Origin of the sequence: Hymenobacter polaris (assembly GCF_012927305.1) — a bacterium.
Classification (GTDB): Bacteria; Bacteroidota; Bacteroidia; order Cytophagales; family Hymenobacteraceae; genus Hymenobacter; species Hymenobacter polaris.
The window spans coordinates 295,351-309,018 of the sequence record NZ_JABBGH010000001.1 but is presented as its reverse complement, the minus strand read 5'-3'; the positions used below and the strand labels follow the sequence as shown (position 1 = coordinate 309,018).

Sequence of the window (13,668 nt, the reverse complement as noted above, 5' to 3'; positions counted from 1 at the left end):
TTACGCAACCACATGATTGATAACGCAAAATCAGAGATGCTCATTTTGTTCAAAGCAAGTGTCGACGTAGAAAAGCCTAAGCTCGTTACTGGAATTGAAGAAAGTTCCTTTCTTGAATTCAAGAAGTCACTTCATACAAATGGGGAAACTATAGACAAAGCTTACCTATCCTCAATTGCAGGTTTTGCTAATAATGAAGGAGGCACAATTATTTTTGGCATAGACCCTGACACACATGAATTAGTAGGCATAAAAGACAAGTATGAAAATCTTGATAATAGATATGTTAGCACTACAATTAGAAATGGCTTAGATGGAAATATTGATTATATATTTTACACAAATAGATACGTCGGATTGCTAATAGGTTTTTTAACCATAAGTAAAGCCAATAGCAAGCCAGTGCTTGTCAAAGTAGACTCAGGACCAGTTAAGAGAGGCGAGATATATTACCGCTATCCGGCACAAGTTACTAAAATCGAATCTGCTGACCTTAGAAAAATACTAGATGAAGAAGTTCAGAATAGAGTCAATAAATTTATTGAATCGATGCAAAAAATAAAGGATATAGGTATTGACAACGTAGCCTTCGTTAATACTGAGAGCGGAGAAGTTGATTTAGGAAGTAAGAATAATCAAAAGCTTGTATTACATGAGGATACACTTAAGAAACTAAACTTAATCAAACATGGGAAACTAGTAGATAGAGATGGAGCCCCAGCATATGTAGTAAAGGGTGAGATTGAAGTTGAAGCCACAGCAAAACCTGTCTTATCTAAAGAAGCTGATATTTATGAAAGCTTCTTTAATCAAACGTGTGAGCATCCAAACTTAATGCTACAACAACTGACTTTTTCTTCCAGTCAGTATAACCCATTATTTTTTCTTATCTACAAAGCAGACTTAACAAAAACAACTGCTATAGAACTAATAAATAGCATTGAAGGCGCAGACGTTGTTATTAAGACAAAGAACGAAGTTTTAAGAAGAATTGAGCATGATAGTAAAGACGAGCTTTACCAAGAAGGTGTATTGATAACGTCATTACAGCTCCATATTGAAGTTGGAAAAACTCTAGATGAAACAATACAATTGGCATTTGAAAGGCATAATGAGATAAAGCCGTCTGACAAGATAAAGGTTATTCGCACACTTGCATATAATAATTTAATAAATAAAACCAATATTGCTGATGAGTTATATGAAGACCATTTAAAGCGAATAATTGAAGCTTCTAGTCATCTGAGTGCTGACTTTATTATTCAGAACAAAGAATATGTATTAGAACAAGCCAAGAAAATATATTCTCTTATTTCTATAATGAAATCATCTGAAGCAACTCTCATTAGAAAAGTAATTTGCAATATTGACCGTATCTTATACCTCGACAATATCGAAGCCTAACAAATTTTTGATTTATAATCAGTTTCCCTCACCCCCGCCCCAGCGCCTCCTTTATCCCCCCGATGCCGCCGGCGATGTTTTCCAGCTGGGTGAGCACTTGCAGGAGCTGGCCGCTGCTGCTGGTGCGCAGGTTGCGAACGAAGGTGGCCTTGATGTCGGCCCAGCGGGCGGCTTCGGCGGGGGTGAGCCAGCCTAGCAGCTCGCGCAGCTTGAGCAGGTTGGCCTCGGTGCCGCTGGTTAGGGTCTGGGCCTCGCTGGTGTAGTGGGTTTCGAGCAGGGCGCGGATTTCAACTTCGTTCATGATGGGGCGCACCTTCTCGGCCAGCTTGCTCATGTTGCGGTACGAGCCTTGCAGCTTGAAGGGCGGCTCGGTGCGGTAGTCGTTGGCCTGGGCGGCCGAGTGGATGTAGGCCTCGTTTACCCGGAACACCACGTCGCGCAGGGCCAGCAGCTGGCGCAGCACAGCCACGTACTCGGCGATTTCCTCGGGCGAGTGGGCGGCCTCGAAGCTGAGGCCGGTGCTGTCACCGGTTTCGGCCAGGCGCAGCAGCGGGTACACGTCGGCCTGGCTTTTGGCGGCCAGGCGGGCCAGCACGGGGTTGGCTACCAGCGCGTTCTCGACGTAGCTAAGCAGGAAGGCCGCCCGCGTGTCGCCAATGATGTCGCCGAGATTGTAGATGTCGGCGCGGTTGGCCAGCATGTCGGGGATGCGGAATAGCTCGCCCGACTCGGTGTAGGGGTTGCCGGCCATCACCACGGCCACCTTGCGGCCCCGGAAATCGTAGGTTTTGGCCCGGCCCTGGTACACGCCCTCAATCTTGCGCTGGGCGTCGCAGAGCGAGATGAATTTCTGCAAAAACTCGGGGTGGCAGTGCTGAATATCATCCAGATATATCATCACGTTGTCGCCCATCTCGAAGGCCAGGTTGAGCTTGAGCAGCTCCTCGCGGGCGCCCGAGTTGGGGGCCTGGGCGGGGTCCACGCTCGTGACGGCGTGGCCGATGGCCGGGCCGTTGATTTTCATAAAAATCAGCCCTAGGCGGTTGGCCACGTACTCCAGCAGGGTGGTTTTGCCGTAGCCGGGCGGCGAAACCAGCAGCAGCAGCCCCATAAGGTCGGTGCGCTTGTCGGCCCCCGCCGTACCAATCTGCTTGGCCAGGTTGGCCCCGATGAGCGGCAGATACACCTCGTCGATGAGCTTGTTGCGCACGAACGACGCCAGCACCCGCGGCCGGAACTCGCTGAGGCGCAGCTCCTCGGCGGCGCGGGCTAGCAGCTCCTTCTTCTGCGCCTGAAACGCCTCGAAGCGCGGCACCACCGTGCGCGCGTACTGCCCCAACCGGTGCCGAAACTCTGGTAAACCCAGCTCCAGGCGCTGCTCCTGGATGCGCGGGTGCGTGCCCTGGAGGCCGGTGAGGGTTTCGCGCAGGGGCGTGCGCAGCACGCGGGCGGGGTCGTAGGTGTGGGTAGTTAATAGGACGGCGGCCTCTAGGACCCCGGCGCCGTTAGCCCCACCCCCGACCCCTCCCCTCCGGGGGAGGGGAGCCACGGCGGCGCGACCATCTGTATTAGTGCTTTCCGTATGGCTGACGCCCGCAGTCGTCAGGCTCCCCTCCCCCGGAGGGGAGGGGCTGGGGGTGGGGTAGCCTGGCGCGGGCTCAAACGCCCCCAGCCACTGCCGCACCAGCTGGTATTGGGCGGCGGGTTGGTCGGCGAGGGCGGCTACGGAGGCTTCGTAGGGCTCGGTGGCGTTGCGCGCCCCTAGGGCCTGCTGGAAGCGGTCGAGCAGGTCGGCGGCTTCGGCCGAGGTGGTGAAGGTTTCGCCGCGGGTTAGCTCGTAGAACAGGTACTCGCCCGACTCGGCCACCTCCTCCGGGGTGAAGAGGCCGGTATGGCTGGCGAAGGCGTCCATGGCCTGTTGCAGCTCCTGCATGAGGCCGGCAAACTCGCGGGCATCGGGGAATACTTGCAGCAGCACGCCGATGCCGTGCAGCTGCCGCTGCCAGCTGGCGCGCTGAGTTTCGGGGGCGAAGCGCAGCCAGTAGAGGGCCGCGGCGGCGCGGGCGGGCGCGGGGTAGCGCAGCAGGCCCGCCGTGGCGGTGAGGCGCACCAGGGCCGCCAGCAGTAGGGCCGCGTCGGCGTCGTGCACGCCTTTGAGGTAGCCCTCGGCGTAGCGCGGGGCCATAAATTGCTGCACGTAGGCCGCTAGCTCGGGCGGGGTGAGCTTGGCTAATTCGCTGAGGCTGAGCACGGCGGGCGCATCGGCCTGGGCGGGCCTAGGGTGCTCGGCGGCTTGCAGCACCAGCCAGGCCAGGTACTCGGCGCGGTACACGGCGGCGTTTTCCGAGGCCAGGGCTTGCTCCCACACCGGGCGGGCGGCCAGCAGGGCGGGGTCGGTCAGCTTCTGGAAGTAGTTGGTGCACGAGAGGTGGTAGTGCAGCTCGCCGTCGCGCAGCACGATGGTGAGGTCGAGGGGCTGGGTGTTGACGGTGAAGGTGTAGGAACCGAAGCGCAGGGCCTGGCCGCCGTCGGCAAACAGCTCGCTGCGGTCCTTGAGCTGGCGCACGGCGTCCTCGCGCACCGTTTTGAGGCGGCTTTGCAGCTCGTCGGCCTTCACGGTATCCCCTAGGGCCAGCAGGTCCTGCACGGTCTGGCGCACCTTCTCCACCAGCAGGTCGGCGGCGTAGTAGCCGTTGATGTCGGCCACGGTGTCGAGCCGGGCCAGCCGGGTTTGCACCGCCTTGATGATGCGCTCGGCCGACTGCGCCAGGGCCGAGGCGCGCTGGTTGCGGGCTTCCACCAGGCTCACCTTGCGCGACTCGAAGGCCTCCGATACGGCCTCGCGGCGCTCGGCCAGCGTGCTCAGAAACTGGTCGAAGTCGGGGAAGCGGCCTTCCAGCTCCTCCAGCTGCACCAGGAGCTTGGTGCTGTACTCGTCGCACTTGGCGGGCGTGTCGCTCAGGTCGAGGTAGTTGACGAGGGCCTGCTCCAGCAGCTTGAGTTGGGCCGTAAACTCGGCCTGGGCCTCAGTGCCGGCCAGCGCCTGCCGCCGCCTTTTAAGGGCCGCCCGAATCTGGTTGAAGCCGGCGTAGATGCCCGAGATGCTGTCGATGATGCGCGTGGTTTGCGTGGGGTCGTCGAGGGGCAGGTTATTGACCACCTCAATCAGCAATTCCAGCTCGCCGGCCACGGCAGCGGCTTCCTTCTCGCGCTCGGCGGCCTCGGTGGTTTTTTGCACTTTCTCCACCCCCTCGGCAATGGCCTGCACCCGCGTGGCGTAGCTCTTGAGGGCATCGGGCCGCAGCAGGAACTCCACCGTCTGCCCCGCCAGTTGCTGGCTGACTTCGGCCAGGTCGGCGGCGGCGCGTTCGATGGCGGGCAGGTCGGCGTAGCGCAGCTCTTTGAGGGAGATGACTTCGCCGCGGGTGGCGCGCAGCTCGGCCAGCAGGCGCACGTAGTCGTTTACATCCGTCACGTCGGGCAGCCGGGCAATGCGGGCACGCAGCTCGTCGGCCTGGGCTAGCCCGCGCTGCACAGCGTCGGCCGTGCTCTTGCGGATAGCGCGCACTTTATCAAACTCTTCGATGGCGGCCGTGGCCGTCTGGCGTATCTCGCCCAGGGGCTCGGCCAGGGCCTGGGCGGCGGGGTCAGCCAGCCAGTGGTAGGCGTCGGCGAGGGTGGTGGTGCGGCGCACCAGGTCGAGGTAGAGGCCGGCGTAGCTGTCTTCCTTGCCGGCTAGCGTCAGCACCTCCTGCACCTCAGCCATGGCCCGCACTATCTCCTTGTTGCCCAGCTTATAGAGGGCCGATTCCTGGGTCTGAGGCAGCTCGAAGTCGGGGGCCACGTAGGGCGTCTGCCAGATTTGCACGGCGTGGTGCTTCTTGGGCTCGTCGTCGGCCCGAGAATAGCACAATTCCCCATCCTCGAACAGCGCGTAGCCGTGGCAGATGATGGGGTTATCGACCCGCTGGGCAATAAGGTTGTAGGAGAGCAGCAGGTAGGTGCCGTCCTCGCGGTTGTAGAACACATACAGGAAGTCCTCCCCGTTGGGCGAGGCCAACCGCTTCTCGAAGTGCATGTTGCGCAGGCCGTTCTCGAAGAGCTTGCTGGCGCCGGTTTGCAGGTAGAAGCCGTGCGGGAAAATCAGGCCCTGACCATCGGGCAGCAGCACGCAGGCCTCGGCCAGCGCGTCGAGACGCTGGGCGGTGCGCAGCTTGGCGTTGAAGAGGAAGTAGCGGTAGTCGGGCTCCTGATAGGGCTTGATTTTCAGCAGCACCAGATTGTCGAGCACCGCGTAGTACACCTCCGAGTCGTCGAGGGTCTGGTCCTTATCGGCCACCGGCTCGGCCAGGATGCCGCGCCCGGTTTCGGTGTTGTTCTCGACCTTGATAGTGAGGTCGCCGCCGATGGTTTCCACGAATACCTTGTCCTCGATGCTGATGTGGGGGTATTTGCCGGCCACCTGCATGTCGCGGGTGGCGCGCTTCCACACGAACTCCTGCTGCGGCGGGTAGCTGTACTCGTGGTCGCTGCGGTTGTCGAGGTAGCTCAGCGTGTCATTTTCCTCGTCCAGCAGCCACTTAAACGTCTTGATGTCGCTGGCGCTCTTGCCCACCCGAAACACCATGAACAGGTATGGCCCGCGCACCGCAAACTTCACGAACTGCGTGTTCTTGTAGTAGCGGTACAAGTTGCGAAACTCCTCCAGAAACTGCGGGTTTTGCAGCATCTCCAGCCCTAGGGGCTGAAACTCGCGGCCGGCGTACTGGTACACGCCAAACACGTCGCCCAGCTCGGTTTCGGTCTTGAGCCCAATCACCACGTTGAAGCCGAAGATAAACCGGCGGCCCACCGCCACCATGTCCCACGGCACGCAGTTGTTGGTGGTGGTGATGCGGCTGGTGCCCAGCAGGTGCGTATCAATGGCGCCATACACGGCCTTGCGCTCGGCATTGAGCGTTGAGAGGCGGGTTTGGAGGTCGGCGCCGCTGGCCTGCAGGCGGGTGCGCAGGATGTCGTAGGTGCCGCCTTCGAGTTGGGGGGTGGGTTGCATTAGTGCTTGCAAAATAGGTCGCCCTCCGCGGGGCGCCTCACCCCCCGGCCCCCTCTCCTTCAGAGAGGGGGAGCCACGGCAGTCTGGCCGTTGGCTTTGTATCAAAAGACGTCAGGCTCCCCCTCTCTGAAGGAGAGGGGGCCGGGGGGTGAGGCGCCCCGCGGAGGGCGGTCCTAAATCGTCCGCACCGGCTTATCCCCCACCCCCAGCGCCTTGGCCGTGCTGGCCAGCTGCGCCAGGGTGCCGCGGGTTTTGTCGTCGCTGGCTTTGTTCATCAATTGCAGCAGCAGGGCCGATACGCTCAGGTTGCGCATTTCCTCGCTGCTGATGCCGAACTGCTGCACGAACTTGTGCAGGTTGGTCTTGAAGTCGCCGCCGCCGTCGGGGCCGAAGAAGGTGTCCTTCACGGTGCTCAGCACCTCGCTGTTGTGCACGGTGCGGTCCAGGGCCTTGCCCTTGGCGATGGAGCCGATAATCTGGTCGAAGAACATAGTTTCGCCGCCCACGATGTCAATTTTGGCGGCTTTCAGGGCCGCGCCGATAACGTCGGCCTGGGCGGCGGCGATGTCTTTCTGGATGCCGATTTGGGCCAGTTCCACCGACTTCTCTTTGTCAAGGCGCAGCTTGAACTCTTCGTGGTCTTTGCCCACGCCGTCGAGCTTCTTCATGGCGTCGGCCTTGGCCTCGATGCCCTTGGCCTCGACCGTGAACTTCTGCTCGTTGACGGCGGCTTCGGCCAGGCCGCGCTTCTGGTCGGCGGCGGCGCGGGCTTCGACTACGCCGGCTTCGGCCAGGCCTTTTTCGCGGTTTACCTTGGCGGCTACTACGCCCAGCTTCTCGTCGGCTTCGGCCTGGGCGGTGGCTTTGGCCTGGATGGCCTGGGCCTCGGCGGTGGCGGTGAGTTGCAGCACGTTGGCCTGGGTTTCGCCCTCTTTCTGGCGGGCGGTGGCCTTGGCTTGCATCACCTGGGCTTCGGCCAGGCCCACGGCGGCGGCCTTGCTGGCCTCGGCTTCGGCCAAGATGCGCATAGCCTGGGCGCGGTGGTCGGCGGCGGCGCGCTCACCCTCGGCGTCGATGAGCAGCTGCTTGGCGCGGAACTCGGCGGCCTGCTTCTCCATCTCGGCGTTGCCGACGAAGGTGATGGTGCTGGTTTCGTTGGCTTTCTGGGCGGCGGTGAGGGCCACCAGCTTTTCGCGGTCGGCCTGAGCCTGGGCGCGGGTGTCCTTGATGCGCTCCTCTTCCTGCACGGTGGCTTTCTCCACTGTAATGCGCTCGCGGATAATTACCTGGATGTTCTTGCGCTCTTCTTCCAGGGCCTTTTCCTTCTCAATCTGGGCTAGGGCCACAATGCGCTCGCGCTCGTTAGCTTCGAGGGCGTGGGCCTGGGCTACGCGCTCGGTTTCGATGGCGTCGGTGCGCTGCTTGTTGCGCTCGGCCACCAAGATTTGCCGGTCGCGGTTTTGCTCGGCTACCTTCACTTCTTCCTCGGTGGCAATGCGGGCCTTCTCGCTTTTCAGCTTTTCTTCCTGGCGCACCTTCTCGGTTTCGGCCTGCTCGCGGGCCCGGATGCTGGCGATTTCGCGGGTTTGCTTTTCCTGGTTTTCGGCCAACTGCTTTTCCAGCTGCAGGATGGTTTCCTGCGCCTCCACGTTCTGTTTCTTAATGGTTTTCTCCTGCTCGCGCTGAATCTGGTTGGCCTGCATCTTCTGCTGCGAAGTCAGGGCGATAATCTTCTTGATACCCTCCGCGTCGAGAATATTATCTTGATTAAGAGCCGAAAGCGGCGTTTGCTCCAAGTAGTCGATGGCGCAGTCGTCGAGCACGTAGCCGTTGAGGTCGGTGCCGATGATGCGCAGGATTTCCTGCTTGAACTGCTCGCGCGAGTTGTAGAGCTCTATGAAATCGAAGTGCTTACCCACGGTTTTCAAGGCCTCCGAGAACTTGGCATCGAACAGCGCCTCCAGGGCAGCGGGGTCGGAGGCGCGGTGGGCGCCGATGCTCTGGGCCACGTTCACCACGTCATCGTGCGTCTTGTTGACGCGCACGAAAAAGTTTACCTTCACGTCGGCCCGCAGGTTGTCTTTGCACACCAGCCCCTCGCTGCCCGAGCGAGCGATGATGATGGTTTTCAGCTTGATATCCATCACCTCCAGCTTGTGCAGCACCGGCACCACGAAGATGCCGGAAAAGGACACCTTGGTATCGCCCAGGCCGGTGCGCACCAGCGCTTCGCCCTGCACGGCCTTTTGGTACATGCGCGACACGATGGCCAGAAAGCCCAGTATCAGAACGCCCAGGATGACCAATACGGCCCAGGATAGTTGTGCAACCATAAAAGGGGTAGAAATTAATTGATGTATAGAAATGAAAATGTGGTAAAGTAAGCTCAGCCGCAGCGAAACTCCGCTATATCCAGCTATTAGCCAGTACTTCTAGGACGAGTGGCGCGGCTTCGAGCAGCGCCTTTTTCCAAGCGCGGCGCATGAGTGAAGAGTGGGGCCCTAGGGGGTCACGCTGCATAAGGCTCAATCAGGTAGCAGCGGCGCTGCTCGTCGTAGTCGATTACCAGGGCCGTTTCGCCTTTGCGGAGGCTGCCGCGCAGGGCGCGCACGTTGAGCATGAGCGGCGCGCCGTCGATGCGGACGCTGGCCTGGCCCAGGCGCTCGGGGGTGGTGGGCAGCAGCACGGTGCACACCTTGCCGAGGGCACTGGCGGCGCCGGTAGCATCCTGTTCGAGCACGGCAAAGAGCTTCACGAACGGCGTAGTCAGCACCTTGGCTACCAAGAGGCTAGCTAGCCCCAGCGGCAGCAGCAGGGCCAGGCCCAGCAGCAGCGAGGTGTTGCCGGTGTAGTAGTTGGCCAGAATGCTGCCCACCCACAGCGGCAGGACCACGAAGCTCGCGAATAGCATCACCGGCACGCGGCCGATGTTGAAGAACGCCAGCGCCCCGTCGAGCCAGTCGGAGTGGCCGGCGCCGAGGTGGGCGCCATCTAGGTGCACGCCCGGGTGCGCGTCGGCGTGGAAATCTACCGTTTTGAAGTCGAGCAAGCCCACGATGACCGTGAGCCAGTACAGCAGCACCACTACCAGCAGCCCGGTGGGCACCAGGTTGGGCGGCAGCACGGCGGCGCGCAGCAAGTCGTTCATGGGGGGTATATCGGTAGGGCTGGGCGGGAATTACAGGCCGCCTAGGGCCGCGCTAGCCATTGAGGCCGAGCTTGGCTTTGAGGGCGGCCAGCTCCTCGTTGGCCTGGGCTTCGCCGGGGCGGCCAATGGCTTTGTCAATCTCGGCGTCCACACTCTTGCTTTGCTGGGCAATTTCGCCATAGGCCTCCCCTAGGGCCTCCTGCACGGCCACTTTCTCCTTCATGCGCTCGAGCAGGGCCACCGTGCCCGACGAGTCGAGCTGGGCCAGCTGCTTGTTGATGCTGGTGGTAGCGGTGCTCACGGCCAGGCGGGCCTTCAGCGACTTCAGCTCGTTTTCCCACTGGCCGATGGTGGCTTTCAGCTCCTGCACGCGCTGGTCGAGCTGGTTGGCCTGCTGCTCGAAGGTAGCCTGGCTGCTGGCCGCGCGGGTGGCGTGGGTTTCGTTCTCGGCTTTTTTAAGCAGCGCCTCGGTGGCCAGGCGGTCGGCCTCGGCGGCGGGTAGCTCGCCGCGGTGGGCCCGCTGCAACAGGAGCACGGCTTTGCTTTCGTAGTCGGTGGCTTTGGCGCGGTAGCCATCGGCTTCGGTGCGGGCCCGAATGGCGGTGGCCTTCACCTCGGCCAGGGCGTGCAGGGCCTTCTCCTGGTCTTGGCGCAGGTCGCGCAGGCCCTGCTCGGTGAGCTTGATGGGGTCTTCGAGCTGGTTGACGGCGGCGTGGGCTTCGGCCTGCCCTACTTTGAAGAGGCGCTGCAAGATGTTCATAACGCAGAAATAGTGAAAGGAAAACCCGGAAAACTGCGACTACCGCGGGCTTACGGCGCCCTGCGCAACAAACCTAACGCATTATCGCGCAACGCCCATTTCAATTACAGGCCCCTAGGCCAGCCGCTGCGCCTGCTGCACCGCGCTAATGAGGCCCGGCGCATTTTTGAGCGTGGCCAGGGTTAGCTCCTTGGCGGCGCGCTGCCATTCCTCGGGGCTGATATCGCGGGCTTCGTCGCGCAGCAGCTCGGCCAGGGTGTGGAGGGCGTGGGCCAGGGCGTGGTGGCCGGGCCCGGCGGGGCCGCAAGGGGCGGCTTGCAGCGCGGCGTAGGCCGTGTCCCAGTGCGCCCGCAGCTTCTTGCGCCAGGTGCGAAACACCGATTCTTGGATGGGCGGGGATTGCAGGGCCGCGACTATCGCCACCAACGGCAGCAGCCGCGCCGCCGACTCGGCCACGGCCCCATCGAGGCGCTGCCGCCGCTGGCGCACGGCCGCCCTGAACCGCTGGGTGCGCGGCGGCTCGCCCACGCGGCTGGCTTCCGCTAGCTTCCGAAAACGTACTGGCATATCTCTGGCATTGAGGCCACCAAATTAAGCACGACGTTGCACGCTAGTGCACAGGTATTCAGTTTGCCAGCGTGGGGCCCGAACTACGGCAGCTTTAGAACGCTGGTCGTGGGAGCCTAGGCACAAAAAAACGGCCTCACCGCTCCGCGATGAGGCCGTTTTTGGTAAGTGACAACCCTAGATTATAATCGAGAGGTTGGAGTGGCAGATGCCGCAGTACTCCACGGCAATGTCTACTTCTTCGGCCCCTAGGGGACCGGGGTTGTAGCTAAATGGTTCGAGCTGGCCGTGGGCGACGCTGGCAGCCAGGGCTTTTATTTCAGCCATTAGGCAGGTAGTGGTTTGGTTTGAAGCAGGATAAAACAGATTTTTCACGCGGAAACGAGCAGTTGCTTCCTCTAACCACTAGTGGCGCCCTAGGTTTGGCGTGGTAGCTGTACAGCTAAGCTAAACTAAATCGCGTACCTGCCAGAGCGCCGGGCTGCGTTTATCCAAATCATACAGAAAGAATGGCATACCCCACTGATAGAACTTAGCCGTGAGCTTCTGGTCGAGGATATTCTTCCGGTCCTTCTCCGTCACTTTGCGCAGCAGTGTGCTGCGCTGCGGGGCTAGCGGGGTCTCCTCTAAAAAAAGCACTACTTCAATCAGCGGCTGCTGGCTGAGGCAAGCCACCGGCCGCAACGAAGCATTGCCGAGTCGCTCGGCCAGCACCAGACTAGCCAGCGTACCCAGCGTTTTGCGCAGCATCGTCTGCCGAAGCTCCTCGTGGCGCACTGCAATATCGGTGGCAGGGTCACGCTTGCGCTCATCCTTTACCTCGATAAGCTGCAAGCACTTAGACTCGCCCGGTAGCCGGCATACAATGTCCATCCCACGCACCTGCTGCACGCCCTCGCTCAAAATAATCCGCCGGTAAAATCCAGCTGGCTCGCCGCTGGCTGGCTCTGCATCGTGGTCGTATTTTACTGCATACCAGTTGGCCGGAAAATCAAAGGCTAGGTTGTTCTCCTGGATGGTTGGCATAATACTCCCGGTCTTCGCGGATAAAAATTTCCTCTAACTCCTCCGCTTGCTTTAATTCCACTTCCAACGCTACCACGTCGGGCAGATGCTCAAAATTATCGGTGGTAATTACTGTCGTAGCCTTGCCCGGCTGAGCATTTAAACCAAAGTATTTTATCGGCAATGGCTTAGCGTCTTTTTGACGTGAAAGGATATGAAATTCTTTTAGTAAATCTGTGCTATGCGTGGCCAGAATTATTTGAAATCCCTGGCGAGCTAATTCGGCTAAAATAGCGGCGAGTTTTTGGAGAAGCGCGGGGTTTAGGTTAGCCTCGGGCTCGTCCCAATACAGAGTACTTTTTTTAGTGAGACTACCATTCGCAAGCAGCTTCTGCAGCGTACCGAATTTACGAAGTCCTTCAGCCATCATATTAGTTGATACTCGACGCCCACTTTTATCAATTAGCGAGTAAATATCACCTTCTGCCTGTATCTCCCCGCCTATTATATCCTTCAGAGCAGTAATAACGCTATTTTTTTCTAAACTACGAAGCGGTAAAAGCCTAAGTTGATTAAGTAAATCCAAGTAATTTTTTTCTACCGGAATAATTAATTGCTCTATTGTAGGTAGTATCCAACTAAGTGTAAGCACGTCTCTTGCTGGAATAAATACAGGTTTCGCTATCAGGGCTTCATTTTCAAGCGCACTATCTACTTTTATGCCCGCCGAGCCAACATAAGCTTGAATTGTTGCCGAAGCAATTTCTATTAAAACGCCTCTATCTGTTTCAAATTTCACATCAATTTCTGCTTCACCTTCTCCTCCCCACCTAAAAAGTTGAATCAGCTGAGCTACCGAAAAAATACGACTGAGTGAGACGTCTTGCATCTCAGCCCAAGCCGATGAAATAGCCCCAAGCGATGATTTAGAAACAGAACCGTATCGTTTATTTATATCATACCTAGTAGTTTCTACCGCATACCCCACCTTCAGCACGTGGCTCTTCCCGGTCCCATTGGTACCAACAAGCACATTTAGCCCCGGCCCAAACTCAAATTCGGCATCGGCAAAGACAGTGAAATTCTGTAAATGGAGGCGTTTTAGCATAGTTCAAAGATAAACTACTCAAGCCCCGGCGCCTTGCGAATGCCACCGGAGATATTCACTAGCTGACTGAGGGCACGGAGCCACTGGTGCGCAGGTTGCGGGCGAAGCCCTAGGGCCGCACCATGTGCACGTGCGGAATGCCGTCCTCCAGGTACCCTTCGCCTTCCACCACGAAGCCGAAGCTCTGGTAGAAATCCAGCAGGTACTGCTGTGCCCCAATCTTGATGGGCTGCGCGCCAAACTGCGCTTCGCACTGCGCGATGGCCTCGTGCAGCAGCTGCCGCCCTAGGCCCTGCCCGCGGTGGCGCGGCGAGGTCACGACCCGCCCGATGCTGGCTTGCGCGTAGCTGCGCCCGGCCTCGAACAGGCGGGCGTAGGCGGCTAGCTCGCCCGCCTCGGTATGGCCCAGCAGATGCAGGGCGGCCTGGTCGTGCCCGTCGATGTCTTGGAAAGCGCAGGTTTGCTCTACCACGAATACTTCGCTGCGCAGTTGCAGCAGGGCGTAGAGTTCGGCCAGGGTGAGGGCGGCGAAGGGCTTGGTGATCCAGCGAATGGGTGTGGTCATAGGACCGCGAAAATAGTGGGGTAGCCGCGCCCTAGGGTACGGCCGGCCGCTTATGCCT

Annotated in this window: 10 protein-coding genes; 1 reads left to right on the top strand and 9 read right to left on the bottom strand. The window is 59.3% G+C overall.

All coding sequences use genetic code 11. From position 1 onward, the window contains the following. The first annotated feature begins 12 nt into the window (after positions 1-12). Positions 13-1,404, top strand: a complete 1,392-nt coding sequence (locus tag HHL22_RS01250; RefSeq protein ID WP_169529156.1) for an AlbA family DNA-binding domain-containing protein — start codon at positions 13-15, stop codon at positions 1,402-1,404. A gap of 28 nt (positions 1,405-1,432) precedes the next feature. Here the strand turns inward: HHL22_RS01250 and HHL22_RS01245 are convergent, their stop codons facing one another. From HHL22_RS01245 to HHL22_RS01205, 9 genes are all read right to left on the bottom strand, one after another. Beyond that, positions 1,433-6,457 carry a DNA repair ATPase gene (locus HHL22_RS01245; RefSeq protein ID WP_169529155.1) on the bottom strand — a complete coding sequence of 1,675 codons (5,025 nt, stop codon included), beginning with the start codon at positions 6,455-6,457 and terminating at the stop codon, positions 1,433-1,435. A gap of 173 nt (positions 6,458-6,630) precedes the next feature. Further along, positions 6,631-8,790 carry a flotillin family protein gene (locus HHL22_RS01240; protein WP_169529154.1) on the bottom strand — a complete coding sequence of 720 codons (2,160 nt, stop codon included), beginning with the start codon at positions 8,788-8,790 and terminating at the stop codon, positions 6,631-6,633. 176 nt (positions 8,791-8,966) lie between these two features. Next, a complete protein-coding gene (locus HHL22_RS01235; protein WP_169529153.1) occupies positions 8,967-9,605 on the bottom strand; it encodes a hypothetical protein in 639 nt (212 codons plus the stop codon). Between the two features lie 52 nt (positions 9,606-9,657). Further along, positions 9,658-10,365: a PspA/IM30 family protein gene (locus HHL22_RS01230; protein WP_169529152.1), complete on the bottom strand. Its 708-nt coding sequence runs from the start codon at positions 10,363-10,365 to the stop codon at positions 9,658-9,660. A 114-nt stretch (positions 10,366-10,479) separates the two neighbouring features. Then, positions 10,480-10,932 carry a hypothetical protein gene (locus tag HHL22_RS01225; protein WP_169529151.1) on the bottom strand — a complete coding sequence of 151 codons (453 nt, stop codon included), beginning with the start codon at positions 10,930-10,932 and terminating at the stop codon, positions 10,480-10,482. Between the two features lie 177 nt (positions 10,933-11,109). Continuing rightward, entirely contained in the window at positions 11,110-11,259 is a 150-nt protein-coding gene (locus HHL22_RS01220; protein ID WP_206680674.1) for a hypothetical protein, read from the bottom strand. 120 nt (positions 11,260-11,379) lie between these two features. Further along, positions 11,380-11,958, bottom strand: coding sequence for a hypothetical protein (locus HHL22_RS01215; protein ID WP_169529150.1), 579 nt, complete (start codon positions 11,956-11,958; stop codon positions 11,380-11,382). Then, positions 11,924-13,045 carry an AAA family ATPase gene (locus HHL22_RS01210; RefSeq protein ID WP_169529149.1) on the bottom strand — a complete coding sequence of 374 codons (1,122 nt, stop codon included), beginning with the start codon at positions 13,043-13,045 and terminating at the stop codon, positions 11,924-11,926. The genes HHL22_RS01215 and HHL22_RS01210 overlap by 35 nt, the downstream gene beginning before the upstream one ends. A gap of 109 nt (positions 13,046-13,154) precedes the next feature. Continuing rightward, positions 13,155-13,610 (bottom strand): GNAT family N-acetyltransferase, encoded by a 456-nt coding sequence (locus tag HHL22_RS01205; protein ID WP_169529148.1) that lies wholly within the window; start codon positions 13,608-13,610, stop codon positions 13,155-13,157. Positions 13,611-13,668 lie beyond the last annotated feature (58 nt).

What these genes read in the sequence shown, in the direction of transcription:
- HHL22_RS01250 (WP_169529156.1), top strand. Translation starts at nt 13, where the DNA reads ATGATTGATAACGCAAAATCAGAGATGCTCATTTTGTTCAAAGCAAGT.
- HHL22_RS01245 (WP_169529155.1), bottom strand. Translation starts at nt 6,457, where the DNA reads ATGCAACCCACCCCCCAACTCGAAGGCGGCACCTACGACATCCTGCGC.
- HHL22_RS01240 (WP_169529154.1), bottom strand. Translation starts at nt 8,790, where the DNA reads ATGGTTGCACAACTATCCTGGGCCGTATTGGTCATCCTGGGCGTTCTG.
- HHL22_RS01235 (WP_169529153.1), bottom strand. Translation starts at nt 9,605, where the DNA reads ATGAACGACTTGCTGCGCGCCGCCGTGCTGCCGCCCAACCTGGTGCCC.
- HHL22_RS01230 (WP_169529152.1), bottom strand. Translation starts at nt 10,365, where the DNA reads ATGAACATCTTGCAGCGCCTCTTCAAAGTAGGGCAGGCCGAAGCCCAC.
- HHL22_RS01225 (WP_169529151.1), bottom strand. Translation starts at nt 10,932, where the DNA reads ATGCCAGTACGTTTTCGGAAGCTAGCGGAAGCCAGCCGCGTGGGCGAG.
- HHL22_RS01220 (WP_206680674.1), bottom strand. Translation starts at nt 11,259, where the DNA reads ATGGCTGAAATAAAAGCCCTGGCTGCCAGCGTCGCCCACGGCCAGCTC.
- HHL22_RS01215 (WP_169529150.1), bottom strand. Translation starts at nt 11,958, where the DNA reads ATGCCAACCATCCAGGAGAACAACCTAGCCTTTGATTTTCCGGCCAAC.
- HHL22_RS01210 (WP_169529149.1), bottom strand. Translation starts at nt 13,045, where the DNA reads ATGCTAAAACGCCTCCATTTACAGAATTTCACTGTCTTTGCCGATGCC.
- HHL22_RS01205 (WP_169529148.1), bottom strand. Translation starts at nt 13,610, where the DNA reads ATGACCACACCCATTCGCTGGATCACCAAGCCCTTCGCCGCCCTCACC.